Annotated in this window: 14 protein-coding genes; 7 read left to right on the forward strand and 7 right to left on the reverse strand. The window is 64.2% G+C overall.

Annotated elements, in window-relative coordinates; all coding sequences use genetic code 11:
* The 5 genes from QN085_RS15245 to QN085_RS15265 all read left to right on the forward strand — a co-directional run bounded on the left by QN085_RS15245 (position 1) and on the right by QN085_RS15265 (position 4,415).
* On the forward strand, positions 1–486 hold the full coding sequence (locus QN085_RS15245; protein ID WP_003258675.1) for a flavin reductase family protein: 486 nt from the start codon (positions 1–3) through the stop codon (positions 484–486).
* Between the two features lie 151 nt (positions 487–637).
* Positions 638–1,027, forward strand: coding sequence for a carboxymuconolactone decarboxylase family protein (locus QN085_RS15250; RefSeq protein ID WP_008100863.1), 390 nt, complete (start codon positions 638–640; stop codon positions 1,025–1,027).
* A gap of 90 nt (positions 1,028–1,117) precedes the next feature.
* Positions 1,118–1,864: a GntR family transcriptional regulator gene (locus QN085_RS15255; RefSeq protein ID WP_013973031.1), complete on the forward strand. Its 747-nt coding sequence runs from the start codon at positions 1,118–1,120 to the stop codon at positions 1,862–1,864.
* Between the two features lie 21 nt (positions 1,865–1,885).
* Positions 1,886–2,449, forward strand: a complete 564-nt coding sequence (locus QN085_RS15260) for an NUDIX hydrolase (protein ID WP_013973032.1) — start codon at positions 1,886–1,888, stop codon at positions 2,447–2,449.
* A gap of 184 nt (positions 2,450–2,633) precedes the next feature.
* Positions 2,634–4,415, forward strand: a complete 1,782-nt coding sequence (locus QN085_RS15265; protein ID WP_023660832.1) for an ATP-binding protein — start codon at positions 2,634–2,636, stop codon at positions 4,413–4,415.
* 3 nt (positions 4,416–4,418) lie between these two features.
* On the opposite strand, the gene QN085_RS15270 is transcribed toward QN085_RS15265, so the two are convergent.
* Positions 4,419–5,051, reverse strand: coding sequence for a LysE family translocator (locus tag QN085_RS15270; protein ID WP_023660833.1), 633 nt, complete (start codon positions 5,049–5,051; stop codon positions 4,419–4,421).
* A gap of 130 nt (positions 5,052–5,181) precedes the next feature.
* The gene (locus QN085_RS15275) at positions 5,182–5,796 is read right to left on the reverse strand and encodes a LysE family translocator (protein ID WP_015270734.1); all 615 of its coding nucleotides are present in this window, start codon (positions 5,794–5,796) and stop codon (positions 5,182–5,184) included.
* Between the two features lie 112 nt (positions 5,797–5,908).
* Between QN085_RS15275 and QN085_RS15280 the strand changes: the two genes are divergently transcribed.
* Positions 5,909–6,361 (forward strand): Lrp/AsnC family transcriptional regulator, encoded by a 453-nt coding sequence (locus QN085_RS15280; protein ID WP_015270735.1) that lies wholly within the window; start codon positions 5,909–5,911, stop codon positions 6,359–6,361.
* A 410-nt stretch (positions 6,362–6,771) separates the two neighbouring features.
* Positions 6,772–8,184, forward strand: coding sequence for a purine-cytosine permease family protein (locus QN085_RS15285; RefSeq protein WP_025338785.1), 1,413 nt, complete (start codon positions 6,772–6,774; stop codon positions 8,182–8,184).
* Between the two features lie 126 nt (positions 8,185–8,310).
* Here QN085_RS15285 and QN085_RS15290 read toward each other — a convergent pair whose 3' ends face one another.
* The 5 genes from QN085_RS15290 to glnT all read right to left on the reverse strand — a co-directional run bounded on the left by QN085_RS15290 (position 8,311) and on the right by glnT (position 14,118).
* Positions 8,311–9,615, reverse strand: coding sequence for an ammonium transporter (locus tag QN085_RS15290; RefSeq protein ID WP_041505876.1), 1,305 nt, complete (start codon positions 9,613–9,615; stop codon positions 8,311–8,313).
* A gap of 153 nt (positions 9,616–9,768) precedes the next feature.
* Positions 9,769–11,094: an FMN-binding glutamate synthase family protein gene (locus tag QN085_RS15295; protein WP_013973039.1), complete on the reverse strand. Its 1,326-nt coding sequence runs from the start codon at positions 11,092–11,094 to the stop codon at positions 9,769–9,771.
* Positions 11,095–11,109: 15 nt separating this feature from the next.
* The gene (locus QN085_RS15300) at positions 11,110–11,784 is read right to left on the reverse strand and encodes a GltB/FmdC/FwdC-like GXGXG domain-containing protein (protein WP_013973040.1); all 675 of its coding nucleotides are present in this window, start codon (positions 11,782–11,784) and stop codon (positions 11,110–11,112) included.
* Positions 11,785–11,811: 27 nt separating this feature from the next.
* A complete protein-coding gene (locus QN085_RS15305; RefSeq protein ID WP_023661046.1) occupies positions 11,812–12,717 on the reverse strand; it encodes a class II glutamine amidotransferase in 906 nt (301 codons plus the stop codon).
* 66 nt (positions 12,718–12,783) lie between these two features.
* Positions 12,784–14,118, reverse strand: a complete 1,335-nt coding sequence (gene glnT / locus QN085_RS15310) for a type III glutamate--ammonia ligase (protein WP_013973042.1) — start codon at positions 14,116–14,118, stop codon at positions 12,784–12,786.
* Positions 14,119–14,167 lie beyond the last annotated feature (49 nt).

Here is a 14,167-nt window from a genome sequence, read left to right on the forward strand (position 1 = left end):
ATGATCGAACCAGGCATCTACAAAGACGTGATGGGCTCCTTCCCGTCCGGCGTCACAGTGGTCACCACCCTCGACGCCGACGGTGGCATCGTCGGCATCACCGCCAGCGCGTTCAGCGCGCTGTCGATCGACCCGGCGCTGGTGCTGTTCTGCCCCAACTACGCCTCCGACACCTACCCCATCCTGCGTGACAGCAAGCAGTTCGCGATTCACCTGCTGTCCGCCGACCAGACCGCCGAGGCCTATGCCTTCGCCGGCAAGGGCAAGGACAAGGCCAAAGGCATCGACTGGCACCTGAGCGAGCTGGGCAACCCGCTGCTGGCCAAGGCCACGGCGATCATCGAGTGCGAACTGTGGCGCGAGTACGACGGCGGTGACCACGCGATCATCGTCGGCGCGGTGAAGAACCTGGTGCTGCCGGCCGAGCCGGTAACCCCGATGGTCTACCACAAGGGCAAGCTGGGCGCCCTGCCGCCCCTGGGCTGATGGACCTTGAGCTCGGCGTTGGCTTCTTCGCGGGTAAACCCGCTCCCACAGGGATCGCACAGATGCTGAAACCTGTGCAGTACCTGTGGGAGCGGGTTCACCCGCGAAGAAGCCAACGCAAATGACCCTGTTTAAATCCGGAGTACTGCACATGAGCAATGAAAAGTACGAAAAAGGCCTGCAGATCCGCACCCAGGTACTGGGCGAGGACTACGTCAACCGCTCGATCCAGAACGCCGACGACTTCACCAAGCCGTTGCAGGAGCTGGTCACCGAATACTGCTGGGGCCACGTCTGGGGCCGCGAAGGCTTGTCGCTCAAAGAGCGCAGCATGATAAACTTGGCCATGATTTCCGCGCTCAACCGGCCCCACGAGCTCAAGCTGCACATTCGCGGCGCCTTGCGTAATGGCCTGAGCCGTGAACAGATTCGCGAGATCCTGCTCCAGGTCGGCATTTATTGCGGCGTGCCCGCGGCGGTGGACAGTTTCCGCCTGGCCCGCGAAGCGTTCGCTGAAGCCGATGCGGAGTCAACCCGTTAACACCGGGCTGTTCGAACCCACGCAAGGAGCACCCCAGGTTCGTGGTGCTGTTGCGGTTGCGGCCGGGCAGCCTCTTTAAGAGCGCACTTGATGAAACGCCAGCCACTCGACGACAGCTTCAAGGTCAATCGCAACCCCGTTACCCTGCGCGAAATCGTGCTCGACAAGCTGCGCGCCGCGATCATGAACTTCCACCTGCTGCCAGGCGATCGCCTGGTCGAGCGCGACCTCTGCGACCGCCTCGGCGTCAGCCGCACCTCGGTGCGTGAAGCCCTGCGCCATCTGGAATCCGAAGGCCTGGTGGAGTTCGCCGACGCCAAGGGCCCGCGCGTGGCCATCATTACCCTGGAGGACGCCCGCGACATCTACGAGCTGCGCTGCGTGCTCGAAGGCCTGATCGTGCAGCTGTTCACCCTGAACGCAAAGGCCAAGGACATCCGCGCCCTGGAACGCGCGCTGGAGGTCAACCGCGAAGCCCTCGAGGAAGGCGAACTGCAACAGGTGCTGGACTCGGTACAAGGCTTCTACGATGTGCTGCTGGAAGGCTCCGGCAACCAGGTGGCTGCCCAGCAGCTGCGCCAGTTGCAGGCGCGCATCAGCTACCTGCGCGCCACCTCGGTGTCGCAGGAGAACCGCCGCGGCGCCAGCAACCGCGAAATGGAAAAGATCGTCGAGGCGATCAAGAGCGGCGACCCGCTGGTTGCCCACCAGGCCTCGGTCGACCACGTCCGCGCCGCCGCCAAGGTGGCCCTAGACTACCTGCGCCAGAAGCAGGATGACAACGTCAAGGTGCGCGAGATGGTCGAGCCCCTGGCCTTGAAGGACCCACGCATATAAGCAACCCACAGGCCACCGATCATGCCCAACGCCCCGCGCTACTGCCCGCACTGCACCACGGAACTGGCCCGGGGCGTTCCCACAGGCGACACCCACGAACGCCTGCACTGCACCGGCTGCGGCTACATCCACTACATCAACCCGAAGATCATCGCCGGCTGCATCATCGAGCGTGATGGCAAGTACCTGCTGTGCCAGCGCGCCATCCCGCCGCGCCCCGGCACCTGGACCTTGCCGGCCGGGTTCATGGAGGCCGGCGAGACCACCGAACAGGCGGCCCTGCGCGAGGTCTGGGAGGAAAGCGGCGTACGAGCCGAAATCGTCTCGCCATACTCGATCTTCAGCGTCCCGAAGATAAGCGAGGTCTACATCATCTTCCGCGCCATCGCCACCGAGGAAACCGGGCAGTACGGGGCGGAAACGCTGGCCTACAGGTTCTTCGAGCCGGACGAGATCCCGTGGGATGAAATCTACTATCCGGCAATCCGGCAGATTCTCGAGCGCTATATCCTCGAGCGGCAAGCCGGGGTTTATGGCATCTACATGGGCAATGACGACACTGGCAAGGTGCACTTCATTCGCTAGCCTGGGCCGGCCTCTTCGCGGGCCTGCCCGCTCCCACCTGTAAGGCGCAAAGCTTGAGCAATGTGCTATCCCTGTGGGAGCGGGCAAGCCCGCGAAGAGGCCGGTACACGTAACACAAAACCCTCGCCAAGCGTCTATTCTCGGTGCACCCTTAAGGCCTTACGCAAAAGGACCAGCAGTGCACATGGCAAAATGGCTAGACGGCGGCGGTCTGATGGCCGAGCGCATCCGCAACCACGATTGGGCCGCCACCCCGCTGGGCCCGCTGGAGCACTGGCCCGACCCGCTGAAAACCAGCCTGGCGCTGTGCCTGGCCTCGCGCTTTCCGCAAGCCGTGCTCTGGGGCCCTGACCTGCTCACCCTGCACAACGACGCCTTCTCGCAGATACTCGGGCAAAAGCCCTCGGCATTGGGCATCCCCTTCCGCGCCGTGTGGCAGGAGGCCTGGGCCGACATCGGCCACATGGCCAACCGCGCCCTGGCCGGCGAGGCGGTGTACATCGAAGACTTCCCGCTCGTCATCGACCGCAACGGCGGCCCCGAACGGGCCTATTTCACCTTCTGCTACAGCCCCATACGCGACCACGACGGCAAGGTGCTGGGCATGCTCGATACAGTCACCGAAACCACCGCCAGCGTGCTCGCCAACCAGCGCCTGAACTTCCTCGACGACCTGGGCCGCGCCGTGGCAGACGCCACCGACCCGGACCAGATCCTTGCCACTACCACGCGCATGCTGGTCGAGCACCTGCAACTGTCGAGTTGCGCCTATGCGGTGATGGAGCCCGACGAAGACGGTTTCACCATCTGCGGTGACGCCGTGGCGCCCGGCTCGCCGCATCTGTTGGGCCGCTATCGATTGCAGGATTTTGGCAAGCTGGCGCTCGGCCGCCTGCGCAATGGCCTGCCGTTGGTCATCCAGGACAACCTGAGCGAGCTGTCCCCGGACGAAGCTGCCACCTTCCAGGCCATCGGCATTACCGCGACCATTTGCATGCCCCTGATCAAAGGCGGCCGACTGACCGCGCTGATGGCCATCCACGACAAGGTGCCACGGGAGTGGACCCACTATGAACAGACGCTGATCAGTGAAGTCACCGAGCGCTGCTGGGCGCATATCCAGCGGGTACAGGCCCACGCCGAGGTCCGCGAAGCCATGGCGGCACTGGAGGCGCTGAATGCCACCCTCGAACAGCGCGTGGATGAACGCACCAGCCAGTTGCTGCACACAGAAGCCGTGCTGCGCCAGACCCAAAAGCTCGAAGCCATTGGCCTACTTACCGGTGGCGTGGCTCATGACTTCAACAACCTGCTGACCATCATTCGCTCGTCGCTGCATTTTCTGCAGCGCCCCAACCTCGATGCACAGCGTCGCGAACGCTATCTCAAGACCATGTCCGACACTGTCGACCGCGGCACCAAGCTGACCGGCCAGTTACTGGCCTTCGCCCGCCGCCAGGCCTTGAGCCCGCAAGTGTTCGAGGCCGGGCCACGGCTGGAGGCCATGGCCGACATGCTCGACACTGCCACCGGTGCGCGGATCCAGGTCGAGCTGCAGTTGCCACAGGCGCCTTGCCATATCCGCGCCGACCTCAATCAACTGGAAACTGCGGTAATCAACCTGATGCTCAACGGCCGCGACGCCATGGCCGGCGAAGGCACCTTGCAGCTGCGCCTGCAGGCTGACCAGTCACTGCCCGCCCTGCGCGGCCAGGCGCCACAGCCGGGCCCGTTCGCGGCGATTTCGGTGAGCGACAGCGGTGTCGGCATTGCCACCGAACTGCTGGAGCGTATCTTCGACCCGTTCTTCACTACCAAGGCACCGGGTGAAGGCACCGGGCTCGGGCTGTCGCAGGTGTTCGGTTTTGCCAGGCAGTCCGGGGGCGATGTGCAGGTGAAAAGTGTGCCGGGCCAGGGCACCACCTTTACCTTGTACCTGCCCCAGGAGCCGCCGCCTGAGGCCTAGCGGTCAACGCCGCCCTTCGGCCAGCATGCGCACGGCCAGGCCCGCCAGCACCGTACCCATCAGCCAGCGCTGAACCTGCTGCCATAGCGGGCGACCGGCGAGGAATACGGCGATCGACCCGGCCATGATCGCGATCAGTGCATTGACCGAAACGCTGATGGCGATCTGCGTCGACCCCAGCACCAGCGACTGCAGCAGCACGCTGCCATGCCCCGGCTCGATGAACTGCGGCATCAACGACAGGTACATGACGGCGATCTTGGGGTTTAGCAGGCTGGTGGCAAAGCCCATGGTGAACAGCCGCCGCGGGCTGTCGGCAGGCAGGTCGCGAACCTGGAACGGCGACCGGCCACCAGGGCGCAGCGCCTGCCAGGCCAGGTACAACAGGTACAGCGCGCCACCGATGCGCAGCGCGTCGTAGGCAAAAGGCACGGCCATCACCAGGGCGGTGATGCCCAGCGCGGCGCAGAACATGTAGATGACGAAGCCAAGGGCCACACCACCCAACGAAATCAGACCGGCCTTGCGGCCCTGGCAGATCGATCGGGAGATCAGGTAGATCATGTTCGGCCCTGGGGTCAGGACCATGCCGAGGCAGATCAGGGCGAAGGTGAGCAGTTGCGTGGTTTCGGGCATGGGGCACATCCTGGTTGTGCGTTGAAGTGCTGCGAGTTTATCCGAGGCCATGCATGTCGTCTTTACCCTTGGCTCTCGCCTGCCAGGTTAACGCGGCAACCTGTAGGAGCGGCCAACGCACGCCAGTGAGTCAGCTGATCTGGCCGGCTATCAAGCCCAGGGCCACCGTGATCATCGCCACCCCCGACACCCGCCCGACCAGCTTCGCCGCCCCCGGCCGGGTGCTCAACACGGCTTTGGCGCCATAACCGACCAGCGAGTAGATCACCAACGAGCTGCACAGGTGCACCAGGCCCAGCAGCAAGATCTGCAACGGCACCGGCCAGCTCGACTGCGGGTCGGTGAACTGCGGCAACAACGCCAGGAACAGCAAAAACACTTTCGGGTTCAGGCCACTGACGCAAAACCCTTTCAATGCCCAGCGGGACCCCGACTCCCCCGCACCATCCTGCCCGGCCGCCGGCAAGGCCGGGCTCAGCAGCAGGTTGCCACCCAGCCACAGCAGGTAGCTGCACCCCGCCAGGGTCAGCAAGGTCAGCGCCAGCGGGTGGCCGGCCAGCAGGCTGCCGACCCCTGCCGCCACCACCAGGGTCGCGAGGAAATGCCCCGACAACATCCCCGCCACCGCAGGCATCACCCAGCGCCCCCGCATGCCGGCCGAAATGGCATAGGCCCAGTCCGCGCCCGGCGTAATCACGAACAGCATCGACACGGCCCAGAACGCCGTCAGAACACTGAGAGCCAATTGAATCTTCCTTTTTCCACTGCTTTGGGATGACGAAAGATTACGGATTCCGCCGAGGGATTTTCTTTCGTATATTCCCCAACAGCCCTCAATTACTGGAAGATCCTTCTCGATGGACAGGACAGATCGAAAAATCCTTGCCGAACTGCAAAAAGACGGTCGGCTATCGGTGACCGAGTTGGCTGACCGAGTGGGGCTCAGCCTGTCGCCCTGCCATCGGCGCTTGAAGGCGCTGGAGGAGTCCGGGGCGATTCTTGGCTATCACGCCCGCTTGGCGCCGAGCGCCCTGGGGTTGAACTTTGCCGCGCTGGTATTCGTGACCTTGCGCGAAGTCACTCGCCAGCCGGTAGCGGACTTTGAAGCGGCGCTGGCCGAAATCCCGCAGATCGTCGAGGCGCAGCGGCTGTTTGGCGACCCGGATTACCTGCTGCATGTGGTGGCCAAGGATTTGCCGGCGTTCCAGAAGCTGTATGACGAGCAGCTGACCAGCATTCCCAATGTGAAGCGGTTGAGTTCGACGCTGGTGATGAAAGAGGTGATTCAGGATCGGTTGTTGCCGATGTAGCGTTGTTGCCTGTGCCGGCCCTTTCGTAAACCCGCTCCCACCTTGACCGCATTGATTTCAAGTCATGCGCATTACCTGTGGGAGCGGGTTCACCCGCGAAAGGGCCGACACGGGCAACATTTTTATCTGCCCTGCAAACGCGCACGGCGCCCCAGAAAAGCACACCGCTTCTTACCTCCATATTGCCCAAACCCCTCTAGCCCAAGCCCTCCCGTACCCTGGCACCCTCCTTGCTACCGTCCCCCGCTTAACCTTTTGTCAGCCTTAGGTTTTTTAAGGTTTATGGGCACATATTTACTAATTTCTCGTTATCCCCGCGCCCCGCATCATCGCTCCAACAAGAACGCGTCGCCCTTCGCCGGCACGCCCCCGGGCAGCTCCCGATGCCCTACCTTGCCTTGGAGTCAGTCATGACCAGTGCAGCCAATTCGGCACCCCTCATAGAAAAACACACGATCGGCTACGTGCCCCCGCAAGACCGCCATGGAAAGGTAAGGGATCTGTTCACACTGTGGTTCGGCGGCAACATAGCGCCGCTGCCCATCGTCACAGGCGCGCTGGGCGTGCAACTGTTCCACCTGAACCTGGTATGGGGCATCGTCGCCATCCTGGTCGGCCACCTGGTCGGTGGCGTACTGATGGCGCTGCACTCGGCCCAGGGCCCGCAGATGGGCATCCCGCAGATGATCCAGAGCCGCGCCCAGTTCGGCTCGCTCGGCGCGCTGCTGGTGGTGGTGATCGCCGGGGTCATGTACATCGGCTTCTTCGCCTCCAACATCGTCCTCGCCGGCAAGTCGCTGCACGGCGTGGTCGATGCCGTGCCGGTACCGGTGGGCATCGTCATCGGTGCGCTGGGCTCGGGCATCATCGGCATCATCGGCTACCGCTTCATCCACGTGCTCAACCGCATCGGCACCTGGGTGCTGGGTATCGGCATCGTGGTCGGCTTCGGCTACATCTTCAGCCACGTGCAAAGCGACGACTTCCTCACCCGCGGCGGCTTCAACCTGGCCGGCTGGCTGGCCACCGTGTCACTGGCGGCGCTGTGGCAGATCGCCTTTGCACCCTACGTGTCGGACTACTCGCGCTACCTGCCGGCGGACGTGAAGGTCAGCTCGACGTTCTGGACTACCTACCTGGGCTCGGCCCTGGGTTCGAGCCTGTCGTTCATCTTCGGCGCCGTGGCGGTGCTGGCGATCCCGGCCGGCATGGACACCATGGATGCAGTCAAGCTGGCCACCGGTACCCTCGGCCCGATCATGCTGGTGCTGTTCCTGCTCAGCGTGATCAGCCACAACGCACTCAACCTGTATGGCGCAGTGCTGTCGATCATCACCCTGGTGCAAACCTTCGCCCACCGCTGGATCCCCACCGCCAAGAGCCGCGCCGTGCTGTCGCTGGTAGTACTGACGGCCTGCTGCGTGGTGGCGGTGTTCGCCTCGGCGGACTTCATCGGCCACTTCGTCGACATGGTGCTGGTGCTGCTGGTGGTGCTGGTGCCGTGGACAGCAATCAACCTGATCGACTTCTATGCCATCCACAAGGGTGACTACGATATCCAGTCGATCTTCCAGGTCGATGGCGGTATCTACGGGCGCTACAACCCGCAGGCGCTGATCGCCTATGCCGTGGGCATCGTGGTGCAGATCCCGTTCATGAACACGCCGCTGTATGTCGGGCCGATTTCCGAGCATATCAACGGAGCGGACCTGTCGTGGCTGGTGGGGCTGGCGGTTACTTCGCCGCTTTACTGGTGGCTGGCCAGCCGTGATAGCGCCTACCGTCGCCGGCAGATGAGTGCCAAGGTGGCCATGGGGCACTGATTCGAACTGTCCTGGCCTCTTCGCGGGTGAACCCGCTCCTACAGGGATATCGCACGTCTCAGGATCTGTGCTTTCCCTGTGGGAGCGGGTTTACCCGCGAATAGGCCGATACAGGCAACACATCAATCAGAGGTTGTAGGCCCGCTCATTGTGCTCCGCCAGGTCCAGCCCCTGTTCTTCCTCTTCCCGGCTGGCCCGAAGGCCGATGGTCAGCTTGATCGCCCCCAGAATCGCCCAACTCACCACAAAGCAATACACGAAGGTGAACGCCACCCCCTTCAACTGCACCAATGCCTGCCCGACCGGTGATGCACCCTCCACATAGCCGCCCAACGCAGGCGCGGCAAAGACCCCGGTAAGGATCGCGCCGACCATTCCGCCCACGCCATGCAGGCCGAACACATCCAGGCTGTCGTCATAACCCAGCGCCTGTTTCAACCGGGTCACGGCAAAGAAGCAGATGGCCCCGGTCAACAACCCGATCACCAGCGCGCCCAACGGCCCGACGAATGCACAGGCCGGGGTAATGCCGACCAACCCTGCCAAAGCCCCTGAAGCCGCACCCAAGGCCGTCGGCCGACCATGCGCCACCTTCTCGGTCAGCAACCAGCCGACAATCCCCGCACAGGCCGCCACCATGGTCGCCAGCATCACCACCCCTGCCGCCTGGTTGGCCGCGAGCCCCGAGCCGACGTTGAAGCCGAACCAGCCCACCCACAGCAACCCGGCGCCCACCAGGGTGAAACCGAGGTTGTGCGGCGGCATGGCCACCTGCGGGTAGCCCTTGCGCTTGCCCAGCATAAACGCCGCAGCCAGCGCTGCCACGCCGGAGTTGATATGCACGGCGGTACCGCCGGCAAAGTCCAGCACACCCCAGTTGACCATCAACGCCCCCGGCCCGCCCCAGACCATATGCGCGATCGGCGCGTACACCAGCACGAACCAGGCGGCCATGAACAGCAACGAAGCACTGAACTTCATGCGCTCGGCAAAACCACCGGCGATCAACGCCGGGGTAATGATGGCGAAGGTCAGCTGGAACACTGCGAACACGCCTTCGGGGATGGTGCCGACCAGGCTGTCATGGCCGATGTCCAGCATCAGCGCCTTGCCCAGCCCGCCAATGAAGCTGTTGAGGGTCAGCTGGCCCTCGACCATGCCGGTGGTGTCTACCACCAGGCTGTAGCCGAACAGCACCCAGAGAATGCCGATCACCCCGGCCACCGCGAACAACTGGGTGAATACCGAGAGGAAGTTCTTGGCCCGCACCATGCCACCGTAGAACAGTGCCAGGCCCGGGATGCACATCATCAGCACGAACATCGCGGCGCAGATCATCCAGGCGGTGTTGCCGGTGTCCAGGGTGGGGTCGGCGGCGTGGGCCCGGGTGGTCAGGGCTAACAACATTACAGCGAGGGTGAGGTGCTTCATGGAGTCACTCCTGTGTGAATGGTGGAGGTGCTCTGGGGCTGCCTTGCAGCCCATCGCGACACAAGGCCGCTCCTGCAGGGGGGCGATACGCGGTCCCCTGTAGGAGCGGCCTTGTGTCGCGAAAGGGCCGCAAAGCGGCCCCCGACGGTCAACTCAATACTGCGCCTGCCCCGGCACCCAGGCGGTCCCCGCCAACGGCACCCGTGCCATCGCCGCAGCCTCCACGGTCAACGCCACCAGGTCCTCCGGGTCGAGGTTGTGCAAGTGCGACTTGCCACACGCCCGCGCCATGGTCTGCGCCTCCAGCACAAGCACCCGCAAGTAGTTGGCCAGCCGGCGCCCGGCCTCCTCCGGGTTCAGGCGCCTGGCCAGCTCCGGGTCCTGGGTGGTAATGCCGGCCGGGTCGCGGCCGTTCTGCCAGTCGTCATAGAAACCGGCCGCAGAACCGATTTTCTTCAGTTCGGCATCCAGCCGAGGGTGGTTGTCACCCAGCGCGATCAACGCCGCAGTACCAATGGCCACCGCATCAGCCCCGAGGGCCATGGCCTTGGCCACGTCGGCGCCATTGCGAATACCCCCGGAAACGATCAGCTGCACCTTGCGGTGCATGCCCATTTCCTGCAGCGCCTGCACTGCCTGCGGAATGGCCGGCAGGATCGGGATGCCAACGTGTTCGATGAACACTTCCTGAGTCGCGGCGGTACCGCCCTGCATGCCGTCGAGCACGATCACATCGGCACCAGCCTTCACCGCCAGCTTCACGTCGTAGTACGGGCGGCTGGCGCCGATCTTCACGTAGATGGGTTTTTCCCAGTCGGTGATCTCGCGGATCTCGGCAATCTTGATCGCCAGGTCATCCGGCCCGGTCCAGTCCGGGTGGCGACAGGCGCTACGCTGGTCGACGCCGATCGGCAAGGTGCGCATGCCGGCCACGCGCTCGGTTACCTTCATGCCCAGCAGCATGCCGCCACCGCCCGGCTTGGCACCCTGCCCGAGGACGATCTCGATGGCATCGGCCTTGCGCAGGTCGTCGGGGTTCATGCCGTAGCGCGACGGCAGGTACTGGTACACCAGGTGCTGCGACTGGCCGCGTTCCTCCGGGGTCATGCCGCCGTCGCCAGTGGTGGTGCTGGTGCCGGCGATGGTCGCACCACGGCCCAAGGCCTCTTTGGCGTTGGCCGACAGCGCGCCAAAGCTCATGCCGGCGATGGTCACCGGAATTTTCAGGTGGATCGGCTTCTTGGCGAAGCGGGTGCCCAGCAGCACATCGGTGCCGCACTTCTCGCGGTAGCCTTCCAGCGGGTAGCGCGACACGCTGGCACCGAGCAGCAGCAGGTCGTCGAAGTGCGGCACGCGGCGCTTGGTGCCGCCGCCGCGGATGTCGTAGATGCCGGTTTCGGCGGCACGCTGGATTTCCTGGATGGTCAGGCGGTCGAAGGTGGCCGACTCACGCAGTACCGGGGGGAATTGCTCGCTCATGGGAATGCTCCTGGATCAGTACGCGCTGGCGTTGTCGACTTTGAAGTTGTACAGCTGGCGAGCCGAGCCGTAGCGTTTGAAATCGGCAGCCTTGTGGTCCAGGCCGGCCTTGTTCAGCAGTTCCTGCAGCTCTTGCAGATGCTCGGCGCGCATCTCTTTCTCGATGCAGTCCGAACCCAGTGACTGCACCGAGCCCTTGACGTAGATGCGCACCTCGTACAGCGAATCGCCCAGCGCATCGCCGGCATCGCCACACACCACCAAACGCCCGGCCTGGCCCATGAAGCAGCTCATGTGGCCGATGCTGCCGCCGACGACAATATCCACGCCCTTCATGGAAATACCGCAGCGCGCGCCGGCATCACCCTCGATCACCAGCAGCCCGCCATGGGCTGTGGCGCCGGCGGCCTGGGAGGCGCTGCCCTTGACCCGTACCGTGCCGGACATCATGTTCTCGGCCACGCCGACACCGACGTTGCCATGCACGGTGACGCTGGCCTGCTGGTTCATGCCGGCGCAGTAGTAGCCGGCGTGGCCTTCGATATCCACGGCCACGGCGGCGTTGATGCCCACGGCCAGGTTGTGCTTGCCGTCGGGGTGGGTCACCCGCCATTCGTGGTCCTGCACCTCACCGTGCAGGGACTGGTTGAGGACACGCACCGAGGTGCTGGAAAGGTCGATCGTATTCATGTGGTTCTCCAGTGGTTCGGTGGCAGGTCAGGCGCTTTCGCGTTCCCAGACGTACAGGGTGGCCGGGGCCGGTTCCCAGACCTTGGCGTGCTCGATGCCCGGCAGGCTGGCCAGTGCCTGGTACTCCGAGGCCATGGCCACGTAGTCGTCGGTCTCGGCCAGCACGGCGGGTTTGCAGGCGATCGGGTCGCGGATCACGGCAAAGCCATTGCGGGTGCCGATGGCAAAGGTGAAGAAGCCGTCCAGGTCTTCCAGGGCGCCATCCAGGGCCTGGGCCAGGCTGTCGCCCTGCTGCAGGCGCCAGGTCAGGTAGCCGGCGGCCACTTCGGTGTCGTTGTCGGTCTCGAAGCTGATGCCTTCGCGCTTGAGCTTCTGGCGCAGGCGGAAGTGGTTGGATAGCGAGCCGTTGTGCACCAGGCACAGGTCGGCGCCGGTGGAGAACGGGTGGCTGCCCTCCATGGTCACGGCGCTTTCGGTGGCCATGCGGGTATGGCCGATGATGTGGCTGCCTTTCATGCCGACCAGGCCGAAGCGGCTGGAGATTTCCGCCGGCAGGCCCATGCCCTTGAGGATCTCGATGCTCTGCCCGGCGCTCATGATGCGCACGTCAGGGGCCAGTTCGCTCAGGGCCTGGCGGGCCGACGCCTCGCGGGTGTGTACCTTGAGCACTGCAGCGCTGGCGTTCTGGAACCAGTCCAGCGAGCAGCCCAGGCGCCCTTCCAGCTGGCCCATCAGGGCCGCCCAGGGGTAGTTGACGTCAGTGGCCTGCAGGGTCAGCTTGACCCAGCCATCGGCCACTTCGTCGCCGTAGATGGCAAAGCCGGCGCTGTCCGGGCCACGGTCGGTCATGGCTTCGAGCATGGGTTCGAAGAGCTTGCCGAGCTGGGCTTCCAGCTCGGTTTTTTTCAGGTACAGACCTACGATTCCACACATGATGATGCTCCTTACTAGGCAGTGGGCGACCGCTTTCGTGCTGGCTGCCCAAGGGATTGGGGGCGCTCAGAAGAATTCGGTGTAACGCTGGATTTCCCAGTCGGAGACGTGGCGGCAGTACTCCACCCACTCCATGCGCTTGAGCTTGATGAACTCATCGACGATCTCGGCGCCCAGCACTTCGCGGAACAGCGGGTCGGCCTCCAGGGCGTCGGCGGCTTCCTTCAACGACTGCGGCAAGGTCTTGATGCCACGTGCGGCAATCTCTTCCAGGCTCAGGTTGTAGAGGTTCTCGTTGCACATCTCGCCCGGCTCCAGTTGGCGGTCGATGCCATCGAGGCCGGCGGCAATGATCGCGGCGGTGACCAGGTAGGGGTTGCAGCCAGCGTCCGGCAGGCGGAACTCCAGGCGGCCATAAGGGATGCGCACCATCGCCGAGCGGTTGTTGGCGCCGTAGGCGACAAACGCCGGGGCCCAGGTGGCGCCGGAAAGCGAGCGGCCGACCACCAGGCGCTTGTACGAGTTGACCGTGGGTGCGGCGAAGGCGCACAGCGCCGGGCCATGGGCCAGCAGGCCTGCGGCAAAGTGGTAGGCCAGCTTCGACAGGCCCATGCCGCTGCTGTCGGACGGGTCATGGAACAGGTTCTTGTTGGTGCTGCTGGCCAGCGACAGGTGGAAGTGCATGCCATTGCCGGCGCGCTTGGGGTCGGGCTTGGGCATGAACGAACAGATCATGCCCAGGTCGTTGGCGATCTCGCCGGCGGCCATGCGGAAGAAGGTGAAGCGATCGGCCGACTCCATGGCGTCGCTGTAGGTGTAGTTGATCTCGAACTGGCCGTTGGCGTCCTCGTGGTCGATCTGGTAGATGTCGAAGCCCACCGGCTGCAACGCCTCGGTCAGGCGCTCGAGGAACAGCCGCGAACGCGACAGGCCCTTGTAGTCGTAGCACGGCTTGTCGAGGTTGTCGGAGGCATCCACCAGTTGCAGCTTGCCATCCTCGTCGCGGCGGAACAGGCTGAATTCGGGTTCCAGGCCGGTGTTCAGGGTCCAGCCCTTGTCGGCCAGGCGCTGCACCTGCTGCTGCAACACATGACGGCTGTCGTAGGGCCAGGGTTGGCCGTTCACGTGGCCTACGCACACCACCCGGCCGTAGCCGGGCTGCCACGGTACCGGGATCAAGGTGGAAAGGTCGCCGCGGGCCATGAAGTCGGGGCCGTGCGGCTCCATGCCCATGCCGCAGATGGCGAACCCGGCAAAGCCGGCGCCCTCCTCGGCCACCATCTTCAGGCCCGAGACCGGCACCGATTTGGTCTTCGCCGAGCCATGGATATCGACGAACTGTGCCAGCACGTACTTGATGCCGTGCTGATCGAGGGTGCGCTGGGTTTCTGCTGGCAACATGGGTTGAACACTCCTGGGCAAGGGGCAATGATTCCGCATGAGAAACTTA

Origin of the sequence: Pseudomonas sp. M2(2023), assembly GCF_030263955.1 — a bacterium.
In the GTDB taxonomy this organism is placed as follows: Bacteria; Pseudomonadota; Gammaproteobacteria; order Pseudomonadales; family Pseudomonadaceae; genus Aquipseudomonas; species Aquipseudomonas asiatica.